The sequence below is a fragment of the Pseudomonas paracarnis genome (genome assembly GCF_904063055.1).
Classification (GTDB): Bacteria; Pseudomonadota; Gammaproteobacteria; order Pseudomonadales; family Pseudomonadaceae; genus Aquipseudomonas; species Aquipseudomonas paracarnis.
In genome coordinates this window covers 194,585-217,456 of the sequence record NZ_CAJFCN010000001.1, presented here as the reverse complement: position 1 = coordinate 217,456, position 22,872 = coordinate 194,585, and the positions used below count along the sequence as shown (strand labels likewise).

Sequence of the window (22,872 nt, the reverse complement as noted above, 5' to 3'; positions counted from 1 at the left end):
ATGCCTGGCCTATTTGTACAGCAAGCGTTCGGCCAGTTCATCGGCCACCCGCGCGGGGGAGCGTTTTTCGGCTTGGGCGTGGGCAAAGATTTCGGTCAGGCGGCTGCCGATGTTCGACAGGTGTGCGGTGATGCCAGGCAGGTCGGTGCCGGCGTGTTTGAGGGCGACGTAGATCAGCCCGCCAGAGTTGATCACGTAGTCTGGCGCGTAGAGGATGCCGCGGCCTTCCAATTGGTCGGCGATGTCCAGGTTGGTCAGTTGTGCGCTGGCCGCACCCGCCACGGCGGCGCAACGCAACTGGCCGACGCTGTTACGGTTGAACACGGCGCCGACGCCGCACGGTGCGAGGATATCGCAGGGGGTGCTGAGCAAGGCGTCGTTGGCAATCGGGTGGGCGCCCAGTTGCTCCATGGCCAGTTGCACCTTGCCGTGGTCGATATCGCTGACCAGCAGTTCGGCACCGGCTGCGTGCAATTGTTCGGCCAGGGCATAACCGACATTCCCCAGGCCTTGCACCGCGACGCGCAGGCCCTCGAGGTTGTCGCTGCCCAGGCGCGCCATGGCGGTAGTGCGGATACCGGCAAACACCCCCATGGCAGCATGAGGGGCAGGGTCTCCGGCGGCGGTGGTGCTGGTGACAAAGCGAGTGTTCTGGGCGATGCAGTCCATGTCGGCAACCGAGGTACCGCTGTCGATCGAGGTGATGAAGCGGCCGTCGAGTTTTTCCACACAACGGCCAAACGCCTCGAACAGCGCCGCACGGCTTTCCACGTGCACGGGGCGGATGATCACCGCCGTGCCGCCGCCCACCGGCAGCCCGGCCAGTGCCGCTTTGTAGCTCATGCCTTGCGCCAGGCGCGCGGCATCGGCCACGGCGGTTTCATCATTAGGGTAAGCCAGGTAACGACAGCCACCCAACGCTGGGCCCAGGCGACTGTTGTGGATGGCGATGATCGCCTTCAAGCCGGTCACCGGATCAACGCTCAGGTGCAGCGATTCAAGGCGGGTGCTGTGCATGAGCGCAAACATCAATGAGCTCCCGAATCACTTCTGGTAGTGGGCCAAGTATAGGCTTGCGGCAGAAAACTGCTGGATTGCGCTGGAATAAGCCGCGCGTTTTCGTGGGATCTACGACATAAGAGTTTGGGATATCTCTCAAGATGCTGGACGAAAATTCGCAGCAAGGCTAAAACGGGGGCATACGCCGGAGAACTCAATGAATCCCCGCACAGCCTTTTTCGCCTGCCTGGACCGTTCACCCCCCGCGCTGTTTGAAGCCGCGTTGTGGATTGCTGCCGAGCATGACGCCAGCGTGCAGCCCGCGTTGATCCTGCACGACCTTGGTGCGCTACAACAACAGGTGAGCCTGGGCATGCCCTTGCTACCGGCGGATGAACTCGGCCAGCCGCTACTGCGGCGCATGAATGACCTGGGGTTTGCCCAGGATGACCATACGCCGTTGCGCCCCGCCGCCGCGCTGCTGGACAAAGTGCTGCAACGCAAACGCGGGCAACCCTTGGCCATGGGCCTGATCGCACTGGAGATGGCACGGCGCCTGGATATCCCCATGGTCGGCGTGAACTTCCCTGGGCACTTCCTGCTGCGGGTACCGGGAGCCGATCACCTGTTGGACCCTTGCGGCGGCCGGCGCCTGTACCCCAACGACTGCCGGGAGTTGCTGGCGCGCCAATATGGGTCGAAGCTGAAATTGCAGGCCGACCACCTGCTGACCGCCGAGCCACGGGCCATCCTGCAACGGCTGTCGCGCAACCTGCGCCAACTCTACCTTGCCAACGACGAACCGTTGGCCGCCCTGGTGGACGCCGAGCGCGTACTGGAACTGGGCAACGCCAGCGCCTCCGACTACCTGGCGCGGGCCAGCCTGTATCAACGCCTGGACTGCCCCAGCGCCGAACGTTTCGACCTGGAACACGCGCTGCTGCTCAGCGACGACCCGATCCAGCGCTTGCGCCTGACCGAGCGGCTGGGGCATCTGCCGCCCAACTCAGTGGTGCACTGACCCCACTGTAGGAGCCCGCACTTGAATAATCAGCAACGCTGCAATCACCGCCGGAATCGCGCAAAAAAAGAAAATCTGCTCGACCGGTATATGCATCGCCAACAACAGGCTGCCAAACAGCGGCCCTAGAATCGACCCGAACCGCCCCACCCCCAACGCCCAGCCCGTACCGGTGGCGCGCACGTGCGCCGGGTAGAAGTTGCTCGCAAAGGCATTGAGGGTCAGTTGCCCGCCGATGATGCAGAACCCGGCAGCGAACACGCAGGCCACCAGGTAGCGTGGGTTGTCGTGGTTCAAGCCCAGCAGGACGGTGCACAACGCTGCCGCCGCCAGCACGCCGGACAGCAACCGTACTTTGCTTTTCAGGCGGTCGGCAAACCAGGCCATGAGAATGGCGCCCAAGGTGCCGGCGAACAGGAACATGGAGGTGACCAGGTTGGCTTCGTTCAACGCCAGGCCGCTTTCGAGCAATAGCGACGGCAACCAACTGATCATGAAATACAGCAGGATCAGGCTGACGAAAAAAGTCGCCCAGATCAGCAGCGTCGGGCGCGCGTAGCCGTTGCGAAACAGCTCCACTACCGTCAGTTTGCTGCCTTGCTCCTTCAAGTTTTCCGCTTCGGTCGCGGGCGGTGGCTGCCAGTCGGGCAGCATCCGCGCCGTGACTCTGCGCAAACGCAGATAGGGCGGCGCATCGCGCAACAGGCGCGGCAAGGATTCGGGCAACAGCCACACCAGGAACGGGAACAGCAGCAACGGCGTCACACCGCCGGCCAGGAACACCGCCTGCCAGCCAAAGCTGTCGATAAACCCCGCCGCCACGAAGCCACCCGCCGCGCCGCCGAACGAAAAGCCACAGGCGGCCAGGGTCACCATCAAGGTGCGCAGGCGTGGCGGCGAATACTCTGACATCAACGCCATGGCACTGGGCATCGCACCGCCCATGCCGATGCCGCAGATAAAACGCGCCGCCATCAACGTGGTCAGGGAATTGGCGAACACCATCAATACCGTGAGGCTGGCGTAGATCAGCACGCATGCCAGCAGGATACGTCGCACGCCAAACCGATCCGCCAGCGGCGTCACCAACAGCGAGCCGAGGGTGAGGCCCAGCAGGTTGGCGCTGAACACGGGGCCAAACGCGGATTTTTCCAGGCCCCAGTCCTGAGCCAGCGCCGGCACTACATAGCCCAACACCTGGGCGTCGTAGCCATCGGTGACCAGTAGCAGTGCCAGCAGCAGGAGAATCAACCATTGGTAGCGCGACACCGGACGGGCGTCGAGTGCCGCACGAAAGCTGGCAATCTGATTGTGCATCGCAAGGTACCTTTATTTTTTATTAGGTTGGTGCGATCAAATGTGGGAGGGGTTTACCCCAATGCCAGTCAGTTAAGCGCGAATCCCCTGTGGGAGCGGGCTTGCCCGCGAAGGCGGTGTGACAGTCACCGCATCTGCCACTGCACTAACGCTTTCGCAGGCAAGCCAGCTCCCACATTTGATCTTCATGGCTGTGAGCATTGCGCTCGCTTAACTGAACGGCATTGGGGCTTCCCCCCCTCCCACAGGGGGCCTAGGGTGTGTCAGGCTGACTGGCGGGGTGGGCCTGCACGAAGGCCGGATGTTGGGCCGCCAATGCCGCCACCCGCCCAATGCGTGGGTACGCCGCCAAGGGCACCTTGAAACGCTCGGCCGCGTACAGCTGTGGAATTAGAAACGCATCGGCCAAGCCCGGCTGCTCGCCAAAGCAAAACCCGGTGTCGCCAATCAACTGCTCCACCGCGCCCAGGCCCTGGCTAATCCAGTGTCCGGTCCACTCCAGCAATTGCGCCTCATCGTGCCCCCATTTACGCAGCAAGTTCTGGGTACTGGAGTTATGCAACGGGTGGATATCACAGGCGATGATCGACGCCACCGCCCGCTCATGAGCGCGCGCTACCAGGTCTTTGGAGAGCAACGGCACCTGGGGATAACGCTCCTCCAGGTACTCAATGATCGCCTGTGACTGGATCAGCAACGCCCCTTCATCAGTACGCAGTGCCGGCACCCGCCCTTGGGGGTTGATCGCCAGGTATTCAGGCTGGCGGTTGGCGCCGCCTGCCGGCACCAGCAGGTTGACCGGCAGCGCGGTGAAATCCAGGCCTTTGAGGGCCAGGGCAATACGTACTCGATACGACGCGGTAGAACGGTAGTAAGTATAGAGTTCCATGGCCCTGCCCTCTCAGCGCGCCGCGACCACGGTACCGCGGCATTCGCCGAAGCCGATGGAGGCAAAACCCTCGCGGCTGCAACGGGCACGCAGAATGATTTCGTCGCCATCCTCGAGGAATTTGCGCACCTCGCCGGAAGCCAGTTCAATCGGCTTTTTACCGCCTTCGGTAATCTCCAACAGGCTGCCAAATTGCCCCGGCTGCGGGCCAGACAACGTGCCCGAACCAAACAGGTCGCCGGCCTGCAACTGGCAGCCATTGACGCTGTGGTGCGCCACCATTTGCGCCACGGTCCAGTACATATGCTCGGTGTTGCTCAGGGTCAAGCGATGGGCGGGCAGGTTTTGCTCACGCATCGAGGCCGTGGTGAGCAGCACTTCCAGTTCGATATCAAAGGCGCCCGCGTTCTGATCACGCTTATCCAACAGGTAAGGCAGCGGTTGCGGATCACCTTCAGGGCGCGGCGGCTGGGCTTTGCGGAAGGGCTCCAGGGCTTCGGCAGTCACCACCCACGGCGAGATGCTGGTGATAAAGCTTTTCGACAAGAACGGCCCCAGCGGCTGGTACTCCCAGGCCTGGATATCCCGCGCCGACCAGTCGTTGAGCAGGCAGAAACCGGCGATATGCTCGGCGGCATCGCCGATGGCAATCGCGTCGCCCATGGCATTGCCCTGGCCGATCCATATGCCCAGCTCCAACTCATAGTCCAGGCGCGCGCAAGGGCCGAAGGTCGGCTCGGTCTGGCCGGCCGGTAATGTCTGGCCTTTGGGGCGTCGGACATCCGTGCCCGATGGGCGAATGGTCGATGCACGGCCGTGGTAACCAATCGGCACGTACTTGTAGTTGGGCAACAAGGGGTTATCCGGGCGGAACAGTTTGCCGACGTTCTGCGCGTGCTCGATGCCGACGTAAAAATCGGTGTAGTCATTGATCTTCGCCGGCAAGTGCATCCGGCAATCGGCGGCGCGGTGCAGCACCTGCGCTTGGCGCTGTTGCAGTGGGCTGCCTTCGGCCAGCAGCGCCAGCAGGCGTTCGCGCAACGCCACACGTGGCCCACGGCCCAGTTCGAAAAAGGCGTTCAATTGGCCGCCCGCTGTCGCTTCAACCGCACGCCGGGCGTCACCGTCAAATTCATCCAGCGCAGCGTGCAGGTCGAGGATCATGTCGCCAATCGCCACGCCACTGCGCGGTGCCGAGCCGTTGATACTGAACACGCCCAGGGGCAGGTTTTGCAGGGGGAAATCCGCGTGACCGTTGGCCGAGGCCACCCAGCTGCGAGTCTGCGTTGGTTGCGTCATGGGTTATCTCCGATTCGGGTTGAAGGTGGCGGGCAGCGCAGCCCAGCACGCGTCGTAAGCAGGTTGCAGTTGCGGGCACTCCAGAGCGAACTGGGTCGAGCGCAGCACTTGGCTGGTCTCGAACATGAACGCCATGGTGTTATCGATCTTGTGCGGCGCAAGGTCCGCGTTGATGGCCTTGGTGCAGGTCTCGCCATCCGGGCCGTGGGCGCTCATGCAACTGTGCAGCGATGCGCCGCCCGGCAGGAAGCCTTCGGCCTTGGCGTCGTAGGCGCCCTGGATCAGGCCCATGTATTCGTTCATCAGGTTGCGATGGAACCACGGCGGCCGGAAGGTGTTCTCGGCCACCATCCAGCGCGGCGGGAAGATCACGAAGTCGAGGTTGGCCAGGCCATGCACGCTGGTGGGCGAGGTCAGCACGGTGAAGATCGACGGGTCCGGATGATCGAAACTCACCGTGCCAATGGTGTTGAAGCGACGCAGGTCGTATTTGTACGGCACATTGTTGCCGTGCCAGGCGACCACGTTGAGCGGTGAATGGTCCAGCTCGCAGGCCCACAGTTCGCCGAGGAACTTCTGTACCAGCGTAGTCGGTTGCTTGAGGTCTTCGTAGCGGGCCACCGGCGTAAGAAAGTCGCGGGGGTTGGCCAGGCCGTTGCTGCCAATCGGCCCTAGGTCAGGCAGACGCAGCGGGGCGCCGTGGTTCTCGGCGACGTAACCGCGTGCTTGCGCATCCAGCAGCTCGATACGGAACTTGAGACCACGGGGCAGCACGACAATTTCCAGCGGCTCGACATCCAGCACGCCCAGTTCGGTGGCGATGCGCAGGCGGCCCTGCTCGGGGACGATCAGCAGTTCGCCGTCGGCATTGAAGAACACGCGCTCCATGGAGCGGTTGGCGCGGTAATTATAGATGCTGATGCCCGCTGGTTTTTCCGCCCCCGAATTGGCGACCATGCCCACCAGGCCGTCGATAAAGTCCGTCGGCTCACTCGGGATATCCAACGGGTTCCAACGCAAGCGATTCGGCGTGACCGCGCCCAACGGGCCACCGGCCAATTGCCGCGCAAGCTTGACGAATGCCGGGTGGTTGGCCGACGGCTGGATGCGGTAAAGCCAGGTGCGACGGGCTTCGCTGCGGGCCATGGTGAAGGCGGTGCCGGAAAACAGTTCGGTGTAGAGGCCGTAAGGGGCTTTCTGCGGCGAGTTCTGGCCAACCGGCAGCGCGCCGGGCAAGGCTTCGCTGGCGAATTCATTGCCGAAGCCCGACAGGTATTCGAGGTTCATGGATCGTCCTCTGAGGGTCAGTTGTATTTATCGTAATCCAGTTACGCATAACGTAATTTGATCACTATCGACCGTCAAGCTATAAAGACGCCCATTCATCTCTCGGATTCTCGCCCTTCCATGGAAAAGCCTCGCGACACCGGTAAACAGAAAGTCCGCTCGGCGGAAGTCGGCACCGATATCCTCAAGGCCCTGGCCGAACTGTCCCCGGCCACCTCGTTGTCACGCCTGGCCGAACATGTGCAGATGCCGGCGAGCAAGGTGCACCGCTATTTGCAGGCCCTGATCGCGTCGGGTTTTGCCGAACAGAACGCAGCCACCAACCATTACGGCCTGGGCCGGGAGGCATTGCGAGTGGGGCTGGCGGCGCTGGGCAGCATGGATGTGTTGAAAGTCGGCGCCATGCCCCTGGCCGAACTGCGCGATGAATTGAACGAAACCTGCTTTCTGGCGGTGTGGGGCAACCAGGGCGCGACCGTGGTGCAGATCGAGCCGGCAGTGCGCGCCGTTACCGTGGTGACGCAACTGGGCTCAGTGTTGCCGCTGCTCAGCTCTTCCACCGGGCTGGTGTTCAGCGCTTATCTGCCGTCACGGGAAACTGTAGAACTGCGCGAACGCGAGGTTCAGGCCGGCACCGCCCACAGCTTGGCGGACGATCAGGCCTATGCCAGCGTGTGCGAGCAAATCCGCCGCCGTGGCCTGCACTTTGTGCATGGCTTGCTGATGCCCGGCGTGGATGCATTGTCGGCGCCGGTGTTCAATGCGGTCGGGCACGTGGCGGCGGTGATGACCGTGGTCGGCCCAACCTCGCTGTTCCATGCCGATGAAGATGGCCCGGCGGCGCAGCACTTACTGGCGGCGACCCGGGCCGTGAGTTGGCGCATGGGCTATCAGCCCTGAATCACTCGTCGCTGCGCGCCAGCGCCACTGCCACGTGATCCTCGAGCGCCTTGACCTGGGCGCCGGCCACCACGTAGTTGTTGGTCAGCATCGAAAACACCAGCTTGCGCCCGCCGGCGTCGGTGATGTAACCACTCAATGACGACACGCCGCCCATGGAGCCGGTCTTGGCGTGCAGGTTGTTTTGCGCCTGCGTGTCGCGCAGACGATAGCGCAGGCTGCCGCCGGTCATGCGGTCGGTGTTGCCGGCAATCGGCAGCGCGTTGTACCAGGCGTCGAACCACGGCTGTTTGCTGGCGGACAGCAACAGGTCGGTGAGGGTTTGCGACGACACCAGGTTGCGCCGTGACAGGCCGGAGCCGTCGACCTGGTTGAACGTGGCGGTGTCCAGCCCCTGGCGCTTGAGGAACCCGGCCACCGCCACGGCGCCCGCTGCTGCCGTGCCGCTATTGGCGGTCTGGCGCCCCATGGCCTTGAGCAAGGCTTCGGACATGTTGTTGTTCGAAAGCTTGAGCAACGGCGTAATCAAATCCTGTAACGGCGCCGATTGGTGCTCGGCCAGCACCGTTACCGCCGTCGGGCTCGCCCCGCCCATCACCCGACGCCCCAGTACGGTGATGCCCTGTTGCGCCAAGGCTTGTTCAAACAGATTCGCGACCAGTTGCGTTGGCTCCCAGACGCTGACCAATTGCTGGCTCTGCTTTCCCGGCGCCACTGCGCCGCTGAGTTGCAACAGGTTGGTGCCATGGCGACGGTTGATCCCATAACTGTTGCCCGGACCGCTCATGGCACGGTTGCTCAGTTGCAGGTAATCAGTAGGCGGGAAAATATCGACACTCACCGGGGTGCCGGCCCGTAACGGCGCCTTGGCCGTGACCAGCACACTGCCTGCATCAAAGTCCGCATTGGGTGCCACAGTCAGCGCCGAAATCTGCGCGCCGTAGTAGGTGGTTTCATCGTCATGGGACCAATCCACCCCCAATCGCTCAGCATCGAACCAGGTGTCGTCGAACACCAGATCGCCCTGTACCTGGCGTACGCCCTGGCTGGCCAACTGCGCGGCCAGCGCCTGGTAGTCGGCAAACTGAATGCTCGGGTCGCCCAGGCCACGCAGGTACAGGTTGCCGGTCAGGCGGTCGCCCTGGCGTATGCCGTTGCTCAGCAGTTGGGTGGCGAAGCGGTATTGCGGCCCCAGCACATCCATGGCCGCCGCCGTGGTCAACAACTTGAGGTTGGACGCGGGCACCAACCGGGTGCGTGGGTTGTGCTGATACAGCGTGGAGCCCGTGCGGGCGTCACGTACCATCAGCGAGACCGTAGCACCTTGCAGCGCCGGATCGCTCAGCAGTTTATCCAGGGTTGCCGGCGTGGAAGTTTGGGAGACGCTGGCGCAGCCGCCCAGTAAAAAACTCAAACCGACCAGCAGGGTGCCGGTGCGTAACCATTTTCCAAAGTACATCAGTCGCGTTTTCCATAAGCATGCAATGGCGGCAACGCTAACAGCTCGCTATCAATGTGGCGACCGCTTTCCTGTGGGAGCTGGCTTGCCTGCGATGCAGACAACTGGGTGTACCAAGCAAACCCAGTCGATGCCATCGCAGGCAAGCCAGCTCCCACAGATAAATGAATCAGAAGGTCAAGGTGCTGGACACCGACACCTGCCGCGCATCGCCCATGGACACAAACTGCGTATTCACCGAGGACGTGTAGTAGGTACGGTCGAACAGGTTTTTCACGTTGAGCTGGAACTTGACCTTCTGCCCCTCAAGCTTGGTGTCGTAGCTGGCGAACACATCAGCCACGGTGTAGCTGGGCAGCTCGAAACTGTTGGCCGCGTCCCCTGCCCGCTCGCCGACATAACGCGCCCCGGCGCCGACGCGCAGTTGATCACCGCCCAGGATGCTGCCGAAGTCATACACCGCCGACAACGAGCCGGTGCTTTTTGCCACATTCTGCAGGCGATTGCCTTTGAGCTTGGGGTCTTCGGTGACCTCGGCATCGGTGTAGGCATAGCTGCCGATCAGGCTCCACTTATCCGTCAGTTGGCCGCTGGCATCCAGTTCCAGGCCGCGAGAGCGCACCTTGCCGGCCACGCTGTACTCCGAGGTCAGGCCCTCGCCCACCTGCACCAACACGTTGCGTTTATCGATGGTGAACAGCGCCGCACTGGCAGTGATGCGCCCCGGCAGGTCGAACTTGGTACCCAATTCCCATGCCTTGGATTCTTCCGGCTGCAAACTGCCGTTCAACACGGTTTTATTGGCCAGTGGCGCGATGGTGGAGTTGGGCTTGAACGACTCGGTATAGCTGCCATAAAACGACAGTTCATCGCTATAGCGATACACCAGCCCAGCCCGCGGCACCCACTTCTGGCCATTGCCGTCGGTGTTGGCGGTGAACGGCACGCCTTTGCCGGCGTATTGGTCGTACATCTGGTAACGCGCACCGCCGACCAGAATCCATTGCTCGTTGAGGTGGATGGCATCCTGGAAGAACAACGAATCGCTGCGCAGCAGATCGGTCTGGTTGCTGTCCGGCGCGCTGACTTTGGAACCGGCGACTTCGTTGCCGTACACCGGGTTGTTGTAATCGAAGCTGCCTCGCGGTGCCTGGCGGATCAGGTCGGCGCGGTAGATCTTGCGGTACTCATCGTCCAGGCCGAACACCAGGTCGTGCTGCATACCCGCGACATCGACCTTGCCTTCGAGGCTGGCGGTGGCGAAGCGGTCGGTGGTCAGCGCGCCCTGAGTGCCGTCCATGCTGCGGGTCAGGGTGCCGTTGGGGTTGACCTTGACCACGCGCACCTGGCTGGCGTCGTAGGTTTCGCGGTTCCAGCTGTAGCCGAAGTGGGCTTTCCAGTCGTCGTTGAGATCATGATCGACAGTCAAGCGGTACAGATCGGAGCGGCCTTCCATGTTGTTGAAAGGCTCATCCAGACGGCGGGTGGCGGGGATGTTCAACGGATGGTTGGTCTTGGGATCGATGGCGGTGCCCCGGTCGAACGGCGCGAGAAATTCGCGATGCTCATAGGCTAGCACCACTTGGGTGGTGTCGCCGTACCAGGCCAGGGACGGCGCCACCAGGGTCTCGCGGTGGGTGCCGTAGTTGCGCCAGTAGTCTTCGTCTTCATGGTCGACGATCAGGCGATAGGCCAAGCCACTGTCACCGAGGGGGCCGGTGGTATCGAGGTTGCCGCCGCTGCCATTCTTGCCGCTGCCGAAGGTAGAGCCGCGCGCTGTCAGGGAGGTGGACTGCACCCGTTCAGGCTTTTTGCTGACGATATTGACCACACCGCCCGGGTCCTGGATGCCATACAACAGCGATGACGGGCCCTTGAGCACTTCGACACGCTCGGCGGTAGCGTTCAACGCCCGGCCCTGCACCACTGGCATACCGTCCTTCATGATCGAGCCATTACGGTTGTCGCCGAAGCCGCGCAACATCACCGCATCCTGGGTGCTGCCCAGGGTATTGGACTGAGTGATGCCACTGATATTGCCCAGCGCATCATCCAGGTTGCGCGGTTGTTGGTCGCGCAGCACTTGAGCCGGGACTACGTTGACGGTCTGCGGGGCTTCCAGCAGCAACCCATGGGAGCGCATCACCGAACTGGTCGGTGGCGGTTGGTAGCTGGTGCTGTCCTGAGCGAGGTTGGTGCCGCTGATGGTAGTAGCGCCGAGGTTGACCGCGCCATCGGTAGGCACCGGCTCCAGCGCCAGGGTTCGGGCGTCGATCTGGCGGAAGGTGAAGCCGGACTGGCTCAACAGACGTTGCAGCGCCTGGCTTGCAGTCATCGGCCCGCTGACCGCCGGGGCATTGAGGCCGTAGGGCGCTTCATCGGTGTAGATCACGCTGATACCGGTGATCCGGCTGAACTCGCTCAGCGCCTGAGGCAATGGCTTGGCCGCCAGGGCAAACTTGAATTGAGTGCTTTGCTGCTCCTGCGCCTGGGCAATGCCAAGCGGCAACAACGCCAGCCCCGATACCGCTAATGCCGAGGCTCCCAGCCACTGTTTGATCCAACCGCCCGCCGTCGACTTCATGCTGTGAGAATCCGTGTAAAAAACGCTGTTAATGCGAATTGATCGCAGTTTCAAGCATTACACGGATGGGCCGAGGGTTTACCTCACCTTTTTTATGCAAATAACTTTTTTAGCCGCCCTCGCGTACTCAGGAGGCGTTGGTGGGGGAGCCACTTGCCGCCAGGCACTCCTTAGCGCTCTTTTTCAACTTCTTGATCAAGCGTTCCTGACGCAACGCTTCGCCTTTGCTCGCGCATTGCTCGGTGTACACCAGCGCCACCGCAGGGCTGGAGAGGAAAAAACGCGCCCCCTTACCGCTCTGGTGCTTGGCAAACCGGCGCAAAGGGTCGTTGCTGATGCCGCAATACAACGAACCATTGGCGGCGCGCACCAGATAGACAAACCAGGGTTTTGGTTCAGGAGTATTCACAAGTTGATTCGGTTAACGCAAGGGAGCGCCCAGTCTATCAACGCCCGCTCTGAAATACCTTCAGGCCTTTATTGGCCTGCGCGCGCACGGCGTTTTTCACCAGCGGCGTCCACCCCAGCAACAGGCCCTTGGCACCCAAGGCCTGGCGCGACCAACGCCACAGGTCAAAATGGTCGTGATGCTCGCAGATCTTGCCGTCGCGAAACACGAACCGCGCCTGGATATCGTTGACCACCGTATTGCCCGTCGCACTGAACAGATACGTCGCCACCCAGTGGGCACTGCCACCCGTGTCATCGCTGCGCACTTGATCGAACACCAGGGAAAAGTCCTTGGCTCGCGTGGTGAGCATGCGCCACATGTCGCCGGCATCCCGACCGCGCAATTCGCCAAATGCCGGGTCGCTGAACAGCACATCGTCGGTGTAGCAGGCCGCCATGGCTTCGGCATCCAGCCGCTGGAAAGCGCTATAGAACTGGGTGATCAGGGCGTTGTGGGCATCACTCATGGGCAGGTTCCGCACAATGAACAGGGGGCTGAACAATAGTCCGCGTTACAGCAGAAAGCTATGGCTTTACCCGTAAGGAATGCGTGATGCCCCACAGCGTTAAAGGTAGACGACGTCGAGCGTAGCGCTACCGTCTATGTAAACTTCCTCGGCAATCGGCAAATCCCTCTTGCCCGTCAGGGTCGTGGCAACGCCCACTTGCGCACTGAATCTGGTCATTGGAAAAGGCGCACTACTGCTGTCGTGGGCGGTACGCATCCAGCCTGGCTGCCACGTCGAACGGTCGGGTGCATTCACCCAGGTATTACCAGTCGGGGACTCGATTAAACCAACAGGGTTATCGTCGGCGGTAGCGTTAGACGTTGACAGTTCGTACCAACCGATTTTCTTCCCGGCGCTGGTCAGGCCCAGACCAAAACGTGAAAGGTCTTGCGGCTGAGTTGGATACGTGGGAATTGCAGTGCCCGGGCGATTATCCGTGCTCTTGACGGCCATCAGCACCGGCGCATCACAGGCCACCTCGAGCTGCAGCGTGGCCTTTGGAAGTACTTTATAGCCAAACTCCGGGAAGTCCTGAATCGAGATTTTGCCATGGTCCACTACCCCATCACCGGACAATGTGGGTGTACAGGCGGAGGGCGTGATCACACCGACGACACTGAGGTCCACACTGGAGGCGGCCATTGCATTGGAAACACCGGCCAGCACAAACGCGGCGGTAATAAGTACACGAGAGGGATGCATATAAGCGCTCACTTGCGGTCGTTCAACTACACAGGACAAAAGGCACCTGCACGTGCGCCATCAACCTGCATGTTCGACTCATCTAATAGACTAGGGATTTGGGGACGGCCATCGCACATATTGCAAAGGCACCGTGGCTACTTTAAAGACCGCCTCTTTCAAACCCCATACAACTAATACGAATTGAAAAAAACACCGGTTAGTTTCAGCCTCGTCATAAAACTGTAACTTTCTAAGGCACCATTCCCGCATCTCGGGCGTAAGCAAACAAGTCAACGTCGGTAGAAATACTCAACCGTTGCATGGCGGTGCTTTTCTGCTTGCTGATAGTTGAAATACTGCGATTGACCTGTGCTGCGATCTGGCTGACGGTCATGCCGCTGGCCAGCATCCGCACCACCTCGCGTTCCTTGCCCGACAACTGCGGCTCTTGGGATTGATCGCCCGTTCCCGCCTCAACCAGTTGCACTCGCAGGCATTCGCTGGCAAAGGTCTGCCCGGCGCACACCGCCTTTATGGCCAGGGGCAACTCCCTGGCCGAAGCGCTTTTGGCGACAACCGCCTTGGCACCATGAGCGAAAGACGCGCGCAAGGTGGCGACGTTGGCGAACATGGTCACCAGAATCACCGGCAACTTCGGATACTGGCGATGCAGCAGCCCCAACAAACCATAACCGTCAGCGTGCTGGCCGCCCGGCATGGCGAAGTCCGTGACGAGCACATCGCACGGGGTGGTGCTCAATACCCCAAGCAACTGATCAGGACCGTCGGCCTCACCCACCACTTTGCACTTGCCATTCGCCTCAATCACGACTTTCTGCCCGACTCGGACAATAGGATGATCGTCAGCAATAATTACTCGAAGCATAGATACCCACGCATGATGGCAACTTGGACCCGCGCAAAATACCTCCGCCAGCGCCCATCAACAACTGCTAACAAAGAGCTGCTTGCAGCCGCGCCCAATATTCAGTAGTGGGTATTTTTTGGACTACAACACAATAGGAAAGTACCTACAACCAAAACTAGGCAGTCAGCAGCACTTACAACCCCGGCGGGTTCTTGCTTCAAATGCTGGACAGGTACTCAAGACAGACACACAAGCGTGTCTGGAACACGTCCAAATCCCTGCTGTGTGCTGCAACTCCATCGGTCTGCACTTGCTTGATCAACTGTGTAGCGGTGATTTCAAGGTCGCAACTCCCCAAAAACACCAGGCTGCCAACCAAGCGATGGAGGCGCTCCGCAGCCAGTGGCGCATTCAGTGTCGCGCAGGCATGACGCAAGACACGGTGGTCCTCCCATGCTTCGATCAACAGGCTTTCGAGCAGCGAGTCAACAATCAGGTCGCTGCCAAACGTCGCAACCAGCGTGGCACGTGTTGGCCAAACGGCGCACGGCAATGTGTCCTGCCGGTCGGGTTGGCCAGCATCACCGCCTGGCAACCAGCGCACCAACAGGGCATGCAGTTGTTCCAGGGTCAGCGGTTTGAGCAGCCAGGCATCCATTCCGGCGTCAAGACATCGCTGAGGGCTGTCGTTCTGCAGGTTGGCGGTCAAGGCAATGATCGGTACCCGTTTCAAACCGTGGTCGCGCTCATGCTGGCGAATGGCACGGACCATACTGTAGCCATCCATGAACGGCATCTGGCAATCGCTGATCACCAAGTCAAAGGGCCGGCTGGTGAACGCGACCAGGCCCATGAACCCGTCGGCGACCAACTCGTGCCCCAGCCCCAGCTTCTGTAACAGCCATCCCAACAACAGGCGGTAGGCGGAGTGATCCTCTACGACCAGGATATTCAACTGTTGCCAATGACGCGGTACGGCAACAGGCGGCTTGAGTGTCTGGCTCGCTCCTGCGGTTGAACCTGAAAGCGAAACCATCAGTACCTCTTCGTGACTATTGATCCGGCGGCAACCCGCAGCACTGGTGCAATAGCCAAAAAGGCCTATTCGGCAGCAACGATCGCCACATCCATTTGAATGTTATCGACCTGAAACAAATAACCTTTTGAGCAATTAAAAGCCGATACAACAACTACGAAAAAATCCACTGGCTCATGGCCGCCGCGCATCAGGCCAATGTCGTATTAGTTGTATTTCCAACGCGCCACCCCCTGGCTAAATTGGGCCCACCCCAAAAGAGGGACGGTTTGCCACTCGGCAGCCGCGAAAAAATCGAGAGCGCCACTCGGCAAACCGCCCGTCCATGTCGGGTCGGACGCTGCCCTGCACGCGCCTCCATCTGCCAGCCTGCAATGGAAAAAATTGAAATGAAGATCCGTATATCTCTGCTGAGCAGCGCCCTGCTGCTGGCAATGACTTCGTCTGCGTTCGCCGCCAGCAGCGTGGACCTGACCGTCAAAGGGGTGATCACCCCCAGCGCCTGCACCCCCAACCTGCCAGGCGACATTGATTACGGAAAAATCGCAGCAAAGGATCTGAGCCCCGACAGCCATACCTGGCTTGAGCATCGGACACTGAAACTGAGCGTGAACTGCGATGCGGCGACGCTGTTCGCCATCCGCACCGTCGACAATCGGGCCGGCTCGTCAACCATCGGCACCTTTGGCCTGGGCTTGACCGACGAAAACGAGAAGCTCGGTGGGTTTGAGCTGTCGCTGCTCAGTCATACCTCTGAAACGCCCTCCACAGCATTGATCCAGTACCCCTGGAGCCCGACATGGACTGTGCTTTACCCGGATGACGGGGTCACCCCCAACACATTGGTAGGTTTTGGCGGTCGCAGTGATAGCGGTTGGGCCCCGCAGCCACTTCAGGACGTGGTCATGGACATCTCCGTACGTGGCGCCATTGCACCTACCAATACCCTGACACTGGACAGCGAGGTGGCAATGGACGGTTCCGCGACCTTCGAAGTCAACTATCTGTAAGGGGGCTTCTTCGATGAAGCTCTGCCTAGCCCTACTCGGCAGCGTCCTGTCGCTGGCGGCGAGCGCCCGCCTATTGGCCGCCAGCGCTGTAGATAAGCGTCCAGGCCCGGGCACTGCAGAACGCTTGTATCTGTAACTCCCTCTAGAAGATTCAAACCACCCCCAGGAGATCCATTCGACCATGAAGGTACTCACGTTCAGCCTGACAGGCGTGTTGCTGCTCTGCCCGCCAGCATTCGCCAACAGCAACACCGAGTTGCTGGTCCAAGGCGTCATCACCCCCAGCGCCTGCGCCCCGGTGGTCTCCGGCGGTGGCATTGTCGACTTCGGCAAGGTGTCGGTCAAAGACCTCAATACCCACACCTATACCGATTTGCCCAGGGAAACCATGCTCTTGAGCGTGCGTTGCGACGGGCCGACTTTTTTTACCCTCAACACCATCGATAACCGCCCGGGTACGGCTGCCAGCCACTTCAACTGGCACGGCCTGGGCACCACGGCCAACGATGAAAAAGTCGGCGACGCCGGGCTTGGCCTCTATAACCCGGTGGCCGACAACGTATCGGTGCGCACCATCACTTCAAGGGATGGCGGCACGACCTGGATGCCCTCCGTGATGCTCAGTCACACCTTGCTGACGGCGGTCGCCAACAACGACGACGTGACCCCCATTGCGATCCAGGAACTGGACGCCGAGATACGCCTGATCACCCACATTGCACCCGCCAACGACCTGACGCTTACCGACGAAGTCCCCATCGACGGTCACGCCACTGTGCAAGTCAATTACCTCTAAGGAGCCCGCACCATGAAAACCCGCTTGACCACCCTGGCCGCCAGCCTGTTGCTGCTCAACTCGGCCGCCACCTTCGCCGCGTCCACCGTTGACCTGACCGTCAAAGGCCTGATCGTGCCCAGTGCCTGTACACCGAGCCTGTCCGGTGGTGGCGTGATCGACCACGGCAAGATTTCCGCCAAGGACCTGAACCCGGACAAAAATACGGTCATCGGCAACAACACACTGAGCATGGCGGTCAATTGCGACGCGCCGATCCAGTTTGCTCTGCACTCGATCGATAACCGCGCAGCGTCCGGCAGCTCGATACGTTACGGTCTTGGATTTATCAATGAGACCCAGGTGCTTGGCGGGTACATCCTGACGTTCGCCAACCCGGTTGCCGAAGGTGGCGTCGTGGTGCAGCCGATTGCGTCGGGCGACCAAGGTAATACCTGGTACAGGGAAAAGTTCTGGGACCCAGGCCTGTACATGTCAGTCGCCGCGATGGATGACGACACCCAGCCACTGGCGGTCAAGGACCTGAGCCTCGACCTGGAAGTGCAAACCATCATTAATCGCGCCGATGGCCTGGACCTGAGCAATGAGGTCACCATCGACGGCTCCGCCACCCTTGAAGTGAAGTACCTTTAACCCATGGCGGCCCATCCCTTGAACATTGACAGGCATGGGCTGCGCCTGCCGATGCCTGTGTTGGCTGCACCCGCCCGTCTCTGTGCCGCCGTACTGTGCCTGCTCATCGCGTTACAGGCACACGCGGGCTCGTTCGTCGACCTCACGGTAACCGGCCGGGTCACACCGGACGCCTGTCATATCGAGCTGACGGACGAGGGCATTGTCGATCACGGCAAGATCCCGTCCCACAGCCTCAACGTCGACGAGTTCACCGTGCTGCCCAGCCAGATGCTTGATCTGCACGTGCTGTGCGCCCGGCCCATGCTGTTTGCATTGGTGGGCATCGACAATCGTGCCGAGTCGTCACTGGCGCCCGACTACTTCTATGGGCTGGGAAGAAACATACACGCCCCTGAGGAGCGTCTCGGTTCCGTAGCGTTGTCCTATCGCGACGCCCTGGGCGACTCACAGCCGCTGCAGGTACTGGCCTCCATCAACAGCGGCGAGACCTGGTCACAAGACCCCAATGCCTATCCACGCTCCTACATGGCCTTCGCGCCGCCCGGTGACCGTCAGCCCGAGTTCATCAGCCAGTTGCTGGTCAGGCTGCAGGTGGACACGGCCATCAACTTTTCGCAGTACCTGACACTGGACCAGGAAGTCCCTCTGGACGGCTCCATCGTCCTGGATTTGCGCTACCTCTGACCCAACTATCGCCTAATGGAAAACCGTCATGACCATGACACGCTCAAACACCGCCGTCGGCGCCCTGGCCCTGCTACTGGTGCTGGGTAATCCAGTAAAAGCCGATGGCATGGTACCCGACACCTCCGTGGTGATCGTGCACGAAGCCGAGGGCGAAGCCGCCGTGTCGGTGACCAACACCGACAGCCAGCTCGCGCTGCTGCATGTGACCTTGCTGGATATTCCAGAAGACACCGAGCCGCTGCTGGTGGTGACACCGCCGTTGTCACGGGTTGAGGCGTCCAAATCCCAGCTGGTGCGGTTCATCCTGCAGAACCAGCAGCCGCTGCTCACTCAGCGACTCAAACGCGCCGTGTTCGAAGGCATGCCGCAAGGTCGCGCCGCCACTGCCGCCGGGCATGCCCGCGTGGGCGTGACTGTGCGCCAGAACCTGCCGGTAATCGTGCACCCCAAGGGCCTGGCGCCGAACCGCACACCGTGGACCGACCTGACATGGACCCTGCGCGACGGCCAGTTGCAGGTGCGCAATGACACGCCCTATGTGGTGCGCCTGGCGCAGGAGCTGCTGCTGTTGCCAGGTAACGGCAAAGCCATGCTGCCGCGCACCTACGTGCTGCCGGGCGAAGCCATCAGCGTACCGGCCAGCGGTGGCCAGGCCAGCACAGTCAGGCTGCAGCCGGCCACGGTGTATGGCTTTGCGGTCAAGGCCTACGACGCACCGATCACCCTCTGACGGAAAACCACAGGCGTCGCACCATCGACCGACGCCTGGATAACGAAGTGACGGCATATCGACCGTCACCAGGACGCCGGGCGCACACGGCCTGAGTGTTCACTACAAGAGTACCTTGCGTGATAACAGTATTGAGTTACCGTGACGGCGAAGCCGTGCCCGCCATCCTTGCCCGACCGCCGTTGCCGTTGGCGCTGCTGCTGTGCGCAGTGCTGTCGACCAAGGCCTGGGCCGATGATTCGAGCCCGGCCGGCTTCGACACCCAGACCTTGCATCAACGTGGCATTGACCCACAGCTGGCCAGCCTGTTGCTGGCCGCACCGCGCTTCGCCGCCGGGCGACATACCGTCCACCTGCGGGTCAACGGCGAGCGACGCGGCCGGCATGATGTCAGTTTTGATCAGCAGGGCAACCTGTGCTTTGACCGGGCCTTGCTGGACGCCGCCAACCTGCAGCTGCCCAGTGAAACCGAAGGTTGCCAGGACTTCCTTGGGCAATATCCGCAAAGCCTGGTGGAGCCGGATCCGGCGACACTGACGGTATCCCTGGTGGTGCCCACCGAAGCGCTGCGCCCGGTGCGGCAGGATATTTCCGGCTACGAAACCGGCGGATTTGCCGGGCTACTCAATTACGACCTCAGCGGCTTCTACAACCGCTTCGGCGATGACGCCAGCCGGTTCGGCTCGGCCAATACCGAGGTGGGTTTCAATGCCGGCGACTGGATCGTGCGCAGTCGCCAGGTGCAGACCTGGCAGGATGGCCTGTCACGCAGCACCCACTTGGAAGCCTATGCTCAACGCACCTTCGCCAGCCATCAGGCAGTGCTTCAGGCCGGGCAGATCAATCTGTATAACCCGGTGCTGTCCGGCGCACAGATCACCGGGGTGCAAGTGCTCACCGAACACGCCCTTCAGGAGCAGGGCCAGGGTGCGCTGATTCAAGGTATCGCCAACAGTCCCGCACAGGTCGAAGTGCGGCAGAACGGTGCGTTGATTCACTCCACCGTGGTGCCTGCCGGCCCCTTTGTCCTGTCCGATGTGCGCCGGTTGAACACGCGCTCGGATGTGGAGGTCACGGTCAAGGAAAGTGTCGGCGGTGAGCGACGCTTCACTGTGCCGGCGGCCATGCTGGGTCTCGGGTTGCCAGCGCCGGGTTACTCCGTGGCGGCGGGCCGGGTACGTAATGTCGGCGACGCCAAAGGGGATGATCCTTGGGTGGTCAGTGCCGGCTGGACAGGCGCCCTGCATCCTCAAGTGACCCTGGGCAGCGGCGTGCTGGCGGCCAGCGAATACCGCTCGGTGGGCGCCAGCCTGGGCTGGATTCCCTGGCTGGACAGTCAGGTCCAACTGTCCACGCAAGTGTCCAACACCCAGGCGCGTGAAAAAGTCTCCGGTGTGCAAACCGATCTTTCCTGGTCCCAGCGCCTCAACGAACAGTGGTCATTCAGCGCCGCCAATTCCTGGCGCAGCCCCGGCTACCGCGAACTCGAAGAGAGCACCTACGAGCGCGACGACCGCAATCGCGCTTCACGCTACCGCGACCAGCAAAGCCTCAACCTGGGGTGGTCGCACCCAATACTGGGTGCATTCAGCGCCGGGGTTTCGCGCTCATCCAACTTCGCCGGCGACAGCAGCAGCCGCGCATTGGCATCCTGGGGCACCAGTATTGGCGCGGTGTCTTTGTCAGCCAGCGCCGAATGGCAAATGGGCGGCAGCCAGCAACAAGATAACGCGGTTTACCTCAACATCAGTGTGCCGCTGGGCGAGAGTCGCCGACTGCGCAGTTGGGTACGCAACTCCGGCGGCGAAAACCGCACCGGCATGGGCGTGACCGAACAGATCGACGACCAGCTCAGCTACCGGGTCAGCGCCGAACATGACAGCAGCGATCATCAGGTGGAAACCACCGTCGGCGTCTCGGCGTTGCCACGCTACAGCCAGCTCGACTTCAGCTACAGCCGCTCCGATGCCGAGCGCTCCAGTTATCAAGGGGGGGCCCGCGGTGCAGTGGTGATGCACGGTGGCGGCGTGACCCTTTCCCCCTACCCGGTGCGCGACACCTTTGCCCTGGTGTCCGTCGGCGACATGAGCGGCATCAAGCTCAGTACCCCCAGCGGGCCGGTCTGGACCGACTGGCAAGGCCAGGCCGTGGTGCCGCAAGTAGCCGCGTACGGGCGCAGCCCGGTGGAAGTCCAGACCCGCTCGCTGCCGCGCAATGCCGATATCAACAACGGCCTGGCAATGATCTCGGCCGGACGCGGCGCGGTGGACAGGGTCGAGTTCGGCGTCGGTTTGACCCGCCGTGTGTTGCTCACCGTCAGTCACGACGACGGCTCGCCGCTGCCTGCGGGCGCCTCCGTCAGCAGTGCCAGTGGTGAGTTTGTGACCTTGGTGCAGGACGGCAGCCAGGTCTTCCTGCCCAACGTACTGGATCAAACGACGCTGTGGATAACCACACCCCTGGGAGGCCGTTGCCAGTTGCACTACCAACTGGCAGCCAAAGCCGACCCGTCGGTGTACTTCGAATCGGCTCCCGCACGTTGCCGCGTACCTTGAGGATTTCTGTCATGCCCCTTGCAACCTGTATGCGCTCACTCTGTATGTGGCTACTGCTCGGCATCGCCGGCACGGCCCAAGCCTTGGAAGAATGCCAACTGAACGTCAGCGAAGCTCAGGTTGATTTCGGTCTGATGAACCGTCTTGCGCAACACGACGGCGCGCCGGAACGCTTGCTCGGTGAGCGCCGCCTGAGCGTGAACGTCAACTGCCCCCAGGCCGAAGACCTCAGCCTCTTCTATCGTGCGCTGGCTGCCACCCCGCAGCGCCTGCAATTTACCGAACACGGCAGCTATGCCATCGAGGTCGGCAATGCCGTGCTCGACGGTCGCGCCGTTGAATTGGGCTTGCTGACCGCTGCCGGCCAGCCCCCCGTGATGAGTGCAACGGTACTGGAGTGGCGCCCCGGGCACGGCATCGCACCAATTGAACAAGGTGCCGTGCTCATGGGCAAAACCCTTTCGTTGCAACTGACGCTACGCGCCTGGGCCGGTGTGGCGGCAATACAAGCCAGAGACGCAACTACCTGGGAAGTCTCTGGAATGCTGTACGGCGCAAGCCACGGCCGCTACCGGGAACTGACGCTGCGCGCGCACTTTGCGCCCGTTGCTTGCCTGCCGACACTGTCGGACCACGGCGTGGTCGACTATGGCACGTTGTACGCCAAGGACCTCAGCGCCACCAACGAAACACCCCTGCCCACTCGTACGCTGCGCCTGAACGTGAGCTGCGACGCGCCGATCCGCTTTGGCCTGCGCATGAAAGACAACCGCGACGGTTCGGCCACCGGCGGCACTGATGAAACGGCCTATGGACTGGACTTGGACGCCAGCCGTAACAAAATCGGGCGTTTTTATTTGACCATCGACCCGGGGGAATTCAGCGCCGATAGCTTTCCCACCTTGTACCGCACCGACTCCACCAGCAATGGCGTGGCGTGGAGCAGTTCCACCGCCCGGCAGATCCCCATGGCGGCCAACAGCCTGCTGGGTTTTACCGACAAGACAGGTGTCACCACCGGGCCGGTGTCCATGCAGACACTGACCGGCACGATGCGCATCAAGACGTATCTGGCGCCCATGCAAAGCCTGGATCTGCGTGATGTCGTGCGCATCAATGGGTCCGGCACTCTCGAAATTGTCTACTTGTAGGAGTT

The 22,872-nt window shown here is 61.5% G+C and carries 21 protein-coding genes; 9 read left to right on the top strand and 12 right to left on the bottom strand.

Features of this window, described 5'->3' with window-relative positions; all coding sequences use genetic code 11:
• Nucleotides 1-9: 9 nt before the first annotated feature.
• Nucleotides 10-1,029, bottom strand: coding sequence for a Glu/Leu/Phe/Val dehydrogenase family protein (locus JMV15_RS01005; RefSeq protein ID WP_014717048.1), 1,020 nt, complete (start codon nucleotides 1,027-1,029; stop codon nucleotides 10-12).
• A 187-nt stretch (nucleotides 1,030-1,216) separates the two neighbouring features.
• Here JMV15_RS01005 and JMV15_RS01000 point away from each other — a divergent pair, with 187 nt between their 5' ends.
• Nucleotides 1,217-2,020, top strand: coding sequence for a SirB1 family protein (locus JMV15_RS01000; protein ID WP_020301219.1), 804 nt, complete (start codon nucleotides 1,217-1,219; stop codon nucleotides 2,018-2,020).
• Here the strand turns inward: JMV15_RS01000 and JMV15_RS00995 are convergent.
• From JMV15_RS00995 to hmgA, 4 genes are all read right to left on the bottom strand, one after another.
• Nucleotides 2,006-3,337, bottom strand: coding sequence for an MFS transporter (locus JMV15_RS00995; RefSeq protein ID WP_014717046.1), 1,332 nt, complete (start codon nucleotides 3,335-3,337; stop codon nucleotides 2,006-2,008). The genes JMV15_RS01000 and JMV15_RS00995 overlap by 15 nt on opposite strands.
• A gap of 253 nt (nucleotides 3,338-3,590) precedes the next feature.
• Nucleotides 3,591-4,226 (bottom strand): maleylacetoacetate isomerase, encoded by a 636-nt coding sequence (gene maiA / locus JMV15_RS00990; protein WP_038449014.1) that lies wholly within the window; start codon nucleotides 4,224-4,226, stop codon nucleotides 3,591-3,593.
• A 12-nt stretch (nucleotides 4,227-4,238) separates the two neighbouring features.
• Nucleotides 4,239-5,525 (bottom strand): fumarylacetoacetase, encoded by a 1,287-nt coding sequence (gene fahA / locus JMV15_RS00985; RefSeq protein WP_014717044.1) that lies wholly within the window; start codon nucleotides 5,523-5,525, stop codon nucleotides 4,239-4,241.
• 3 nt (nucleotides 5,526-5,528) lie between these two features.
• The gene (gene hmgA / locus JMV15_RS00980; RefSeq protein ID WP_038449012.1) at nucleotides 5,529-6,812 is read right to left on the bottom strand and encodes a homogentisate 1,2-dioxygenase; all 1,284 of its coding nucleotides are present in this window, start codon (nucleotides 6,810-6,812) and stop codon (nucleotides 5,529-5,531) included.
• A 120-nt stretch (nucleotides 6,813-6,932) separates the two neighbouring features.
• Between hmgA and JMV15_RS00975 the strand changes: the two genes are divergently transcribed.
• A complete protein-coding gene (locus JMV15_RS00975; RefSeq protein WP_014717042.1) occupies nucleotides 6,933-7,712 on the top strand; it encodes an IclR family transcriptional regulator in 780 nt (259 codons plus the stop codon).
• A 1-nt stretch (nucleotide 7,713) separates the two neighbouring features.
• Here JMV15_RS00975 and dacB read toward each other — a convergent pair whose 3' ends face one another.
• The 7 genes from dacB to JMV15_RS00940 form a co-directional block, all read right to left on the bottom strand.
• Nucleotides 7,714-9,171: a D-alanyl-D-alanine carboxypeptidase/D-alanyl-D-alanine endopeptidase gene (gene dacB, locus JMV15_RS00970; protein WP_201491227.1), complete on the bottom strand. Its 1,458-nt coding sequence runs from the start codon at nucleotides 9,169-9,171 to the stop codon at nucleotides 7,714-7,716.
• 169 nt (nucleotides 9,172-9,340) lie between these two features.
• Nucleotides 9,341-11,755, bottom strand: a complete 2,415-nt coding sequence (locus JMV15_RS00965; protein WP_038449008.1) for a TonB-dependent siderophore receptor — start codon at nucleotides 11,753-11,755, stop codon at nucleotides 9,341-9,343.
• A 127-nt stretch (nucleotides 11,756-11,882) separates the two neighbouring features.
• Nucleotides 11,883-12,164: a GIY-YIG nuclease family protein gene (locus JMV15_RS00960; RefSeq protein ID WP_014717039.1), complete on the bottom strand. Its 282-nt coding sequence runs from the start codon at nucleotides 12,162-12,164 to the stop codon at nucleotides 11,883-11,885.
• A gap of 37 nt (nucleotides 12,165-12,201) precedes the next feature.
• Nucleotides 12,202-12,672, bottom strand: coding sequence for a nuclear transport factor 2 family protein (locus JMV15_RS00955; protein WP_020301224.1), 471 nt, complete (start codon nucleotides 12,670-12,672; stop codon nucleotides 12,202-12,204).
• A gap of 99 nt (nucleotides 12,673-12,771) precedes the next feature.
• Nucleotides 12,772-13,416, bottom strand: coding sequence for a DUF1120 domain-containing protein (locus JMV15_RS00950; RefSeq protein ID WP_014717037.1), 645 nt, complete (start codon nucleotides 13,414-13,416; stop codon nucleotides 12,772-12,774).
• Between the two features lie 232 nt (nucleotides 13,417-13,648).
• Entirely contained in the window at nucleotides 13,649-14,284 is a 636-nt protein-coding gene (locus JMV15_RS00945; RefSeq protein ID WP_014717036.1) for a response regulator transcription factor, read from the bottom strand.
• Nucleotides 14,285-14,483: 199 nt separating this feature from the next.
• Entirely contained in the window at nucleotides 14,484-15,302 is an 819-nt protein-coding gene (locus tag JMV15_RS00940; RefSeq protein WP_038449006.1) for a response regulator, read from the bottom strand.
• A 389-nt stretch (nucleotides 15,303-15,691) separates the two neighbouring features.
• Here JMV15_RS00940 and JMV15_RS00935 point away from each other — a divergent pair, with 389 nt between their 5' ends.
• The 7 genes from JMV15_RS00935 (at nucleotide 15,692) to JMV15_RS00905 (ending at nucleotide 22,867) form a co-directional block, all read left to right on the top strand.
• Complete coding sequence (locus tag JMV15_RS00935) at nucleotides 15,692-16,312, top strand: DUF1120 domain-containing protein (RefSeq protein WP_019817638.1); 621 nt, start codon at nucleotides 15,692-15,694, stop codon at nucleotides 16,310-16,312.
• A gap of 181 nt (nucleotides 16,313-16,493) precedes the next feature.
• Entirely contained in the window at nucleotides 16,494-17,108 is a 615-nt protein-coding gene (locus JMV15_RS00930; protein WP_038449004.1) for a DUF1120 domain-containing protein, read from the top strand.
• A gap of 12 nt (nucleotides 17,109-17,120) precedes the next feature.
• Nucleotides 17,121-17,741 (top strand): DUF1120 domain-containing protein, encoded by a 621-nt coding sequence (locus tag JMV15_RS00925; protein WP_019817636.1) that lies wholly within the window; start codon nucleotides 17,121-17,123, stop codon nucleotides 17,739-17,741.
• 3 nt (nucleotides 17,742-17,744) lie between these two features.
• The gene (locus JMV15_RS00920) at nucleotides 17,745-18,428 is read left to right on the top strand and encodes a DUF1120 domain-containing protein (RefSeq protein ID WP_019817635.1); all 684 of its coding nucleotides are present in this window, start codon (nucleotides 17,745-17,747) and stop codon (nucleotides 18,426-18,428) included.
• Between the two features lie 28 nt (nucleotides 18,429-18,456).
• Entirely contained in the window at nucleotides 18,457-19,161 is a 705-nt protein-coding gene (locus tag JMV15_RS00915) for a fimbria/pilus chaperone family protein (RefSeq protein WP_014717030.1), read from the top strand.
• A 119-nt stretch (nucleotides 19,162-19,280) separates the two neighbouring features.
• Complete coding sequence (locus tag JMV15_RS00910) at nucleotides 19,281-21,716, top strand: fimbria/pilus outer membrane usher protein (RefSeq protein WP_231982322.1); 2,436 nt, start codon at nucleotides 19,281-19,283, stop codon at nucleotides 21,714-21,716.
• A gap of 11 nt (nucleotides 21,717-21,727) precedes the next feature.
• Complete coding sequence (locus JMV15_RS00905; RefSeq protein WP_370694789.1) at nucleotides 21,728-22,867, top strand: DUF1120 domain-containing protein; 1,140 nt, start codon at nucleotides 21,728-21,730, stop codon at nucleotides 22,865-22,867.
• Nucleotides 22,868-22,872 lie beyond the last annotated feature (5 nt).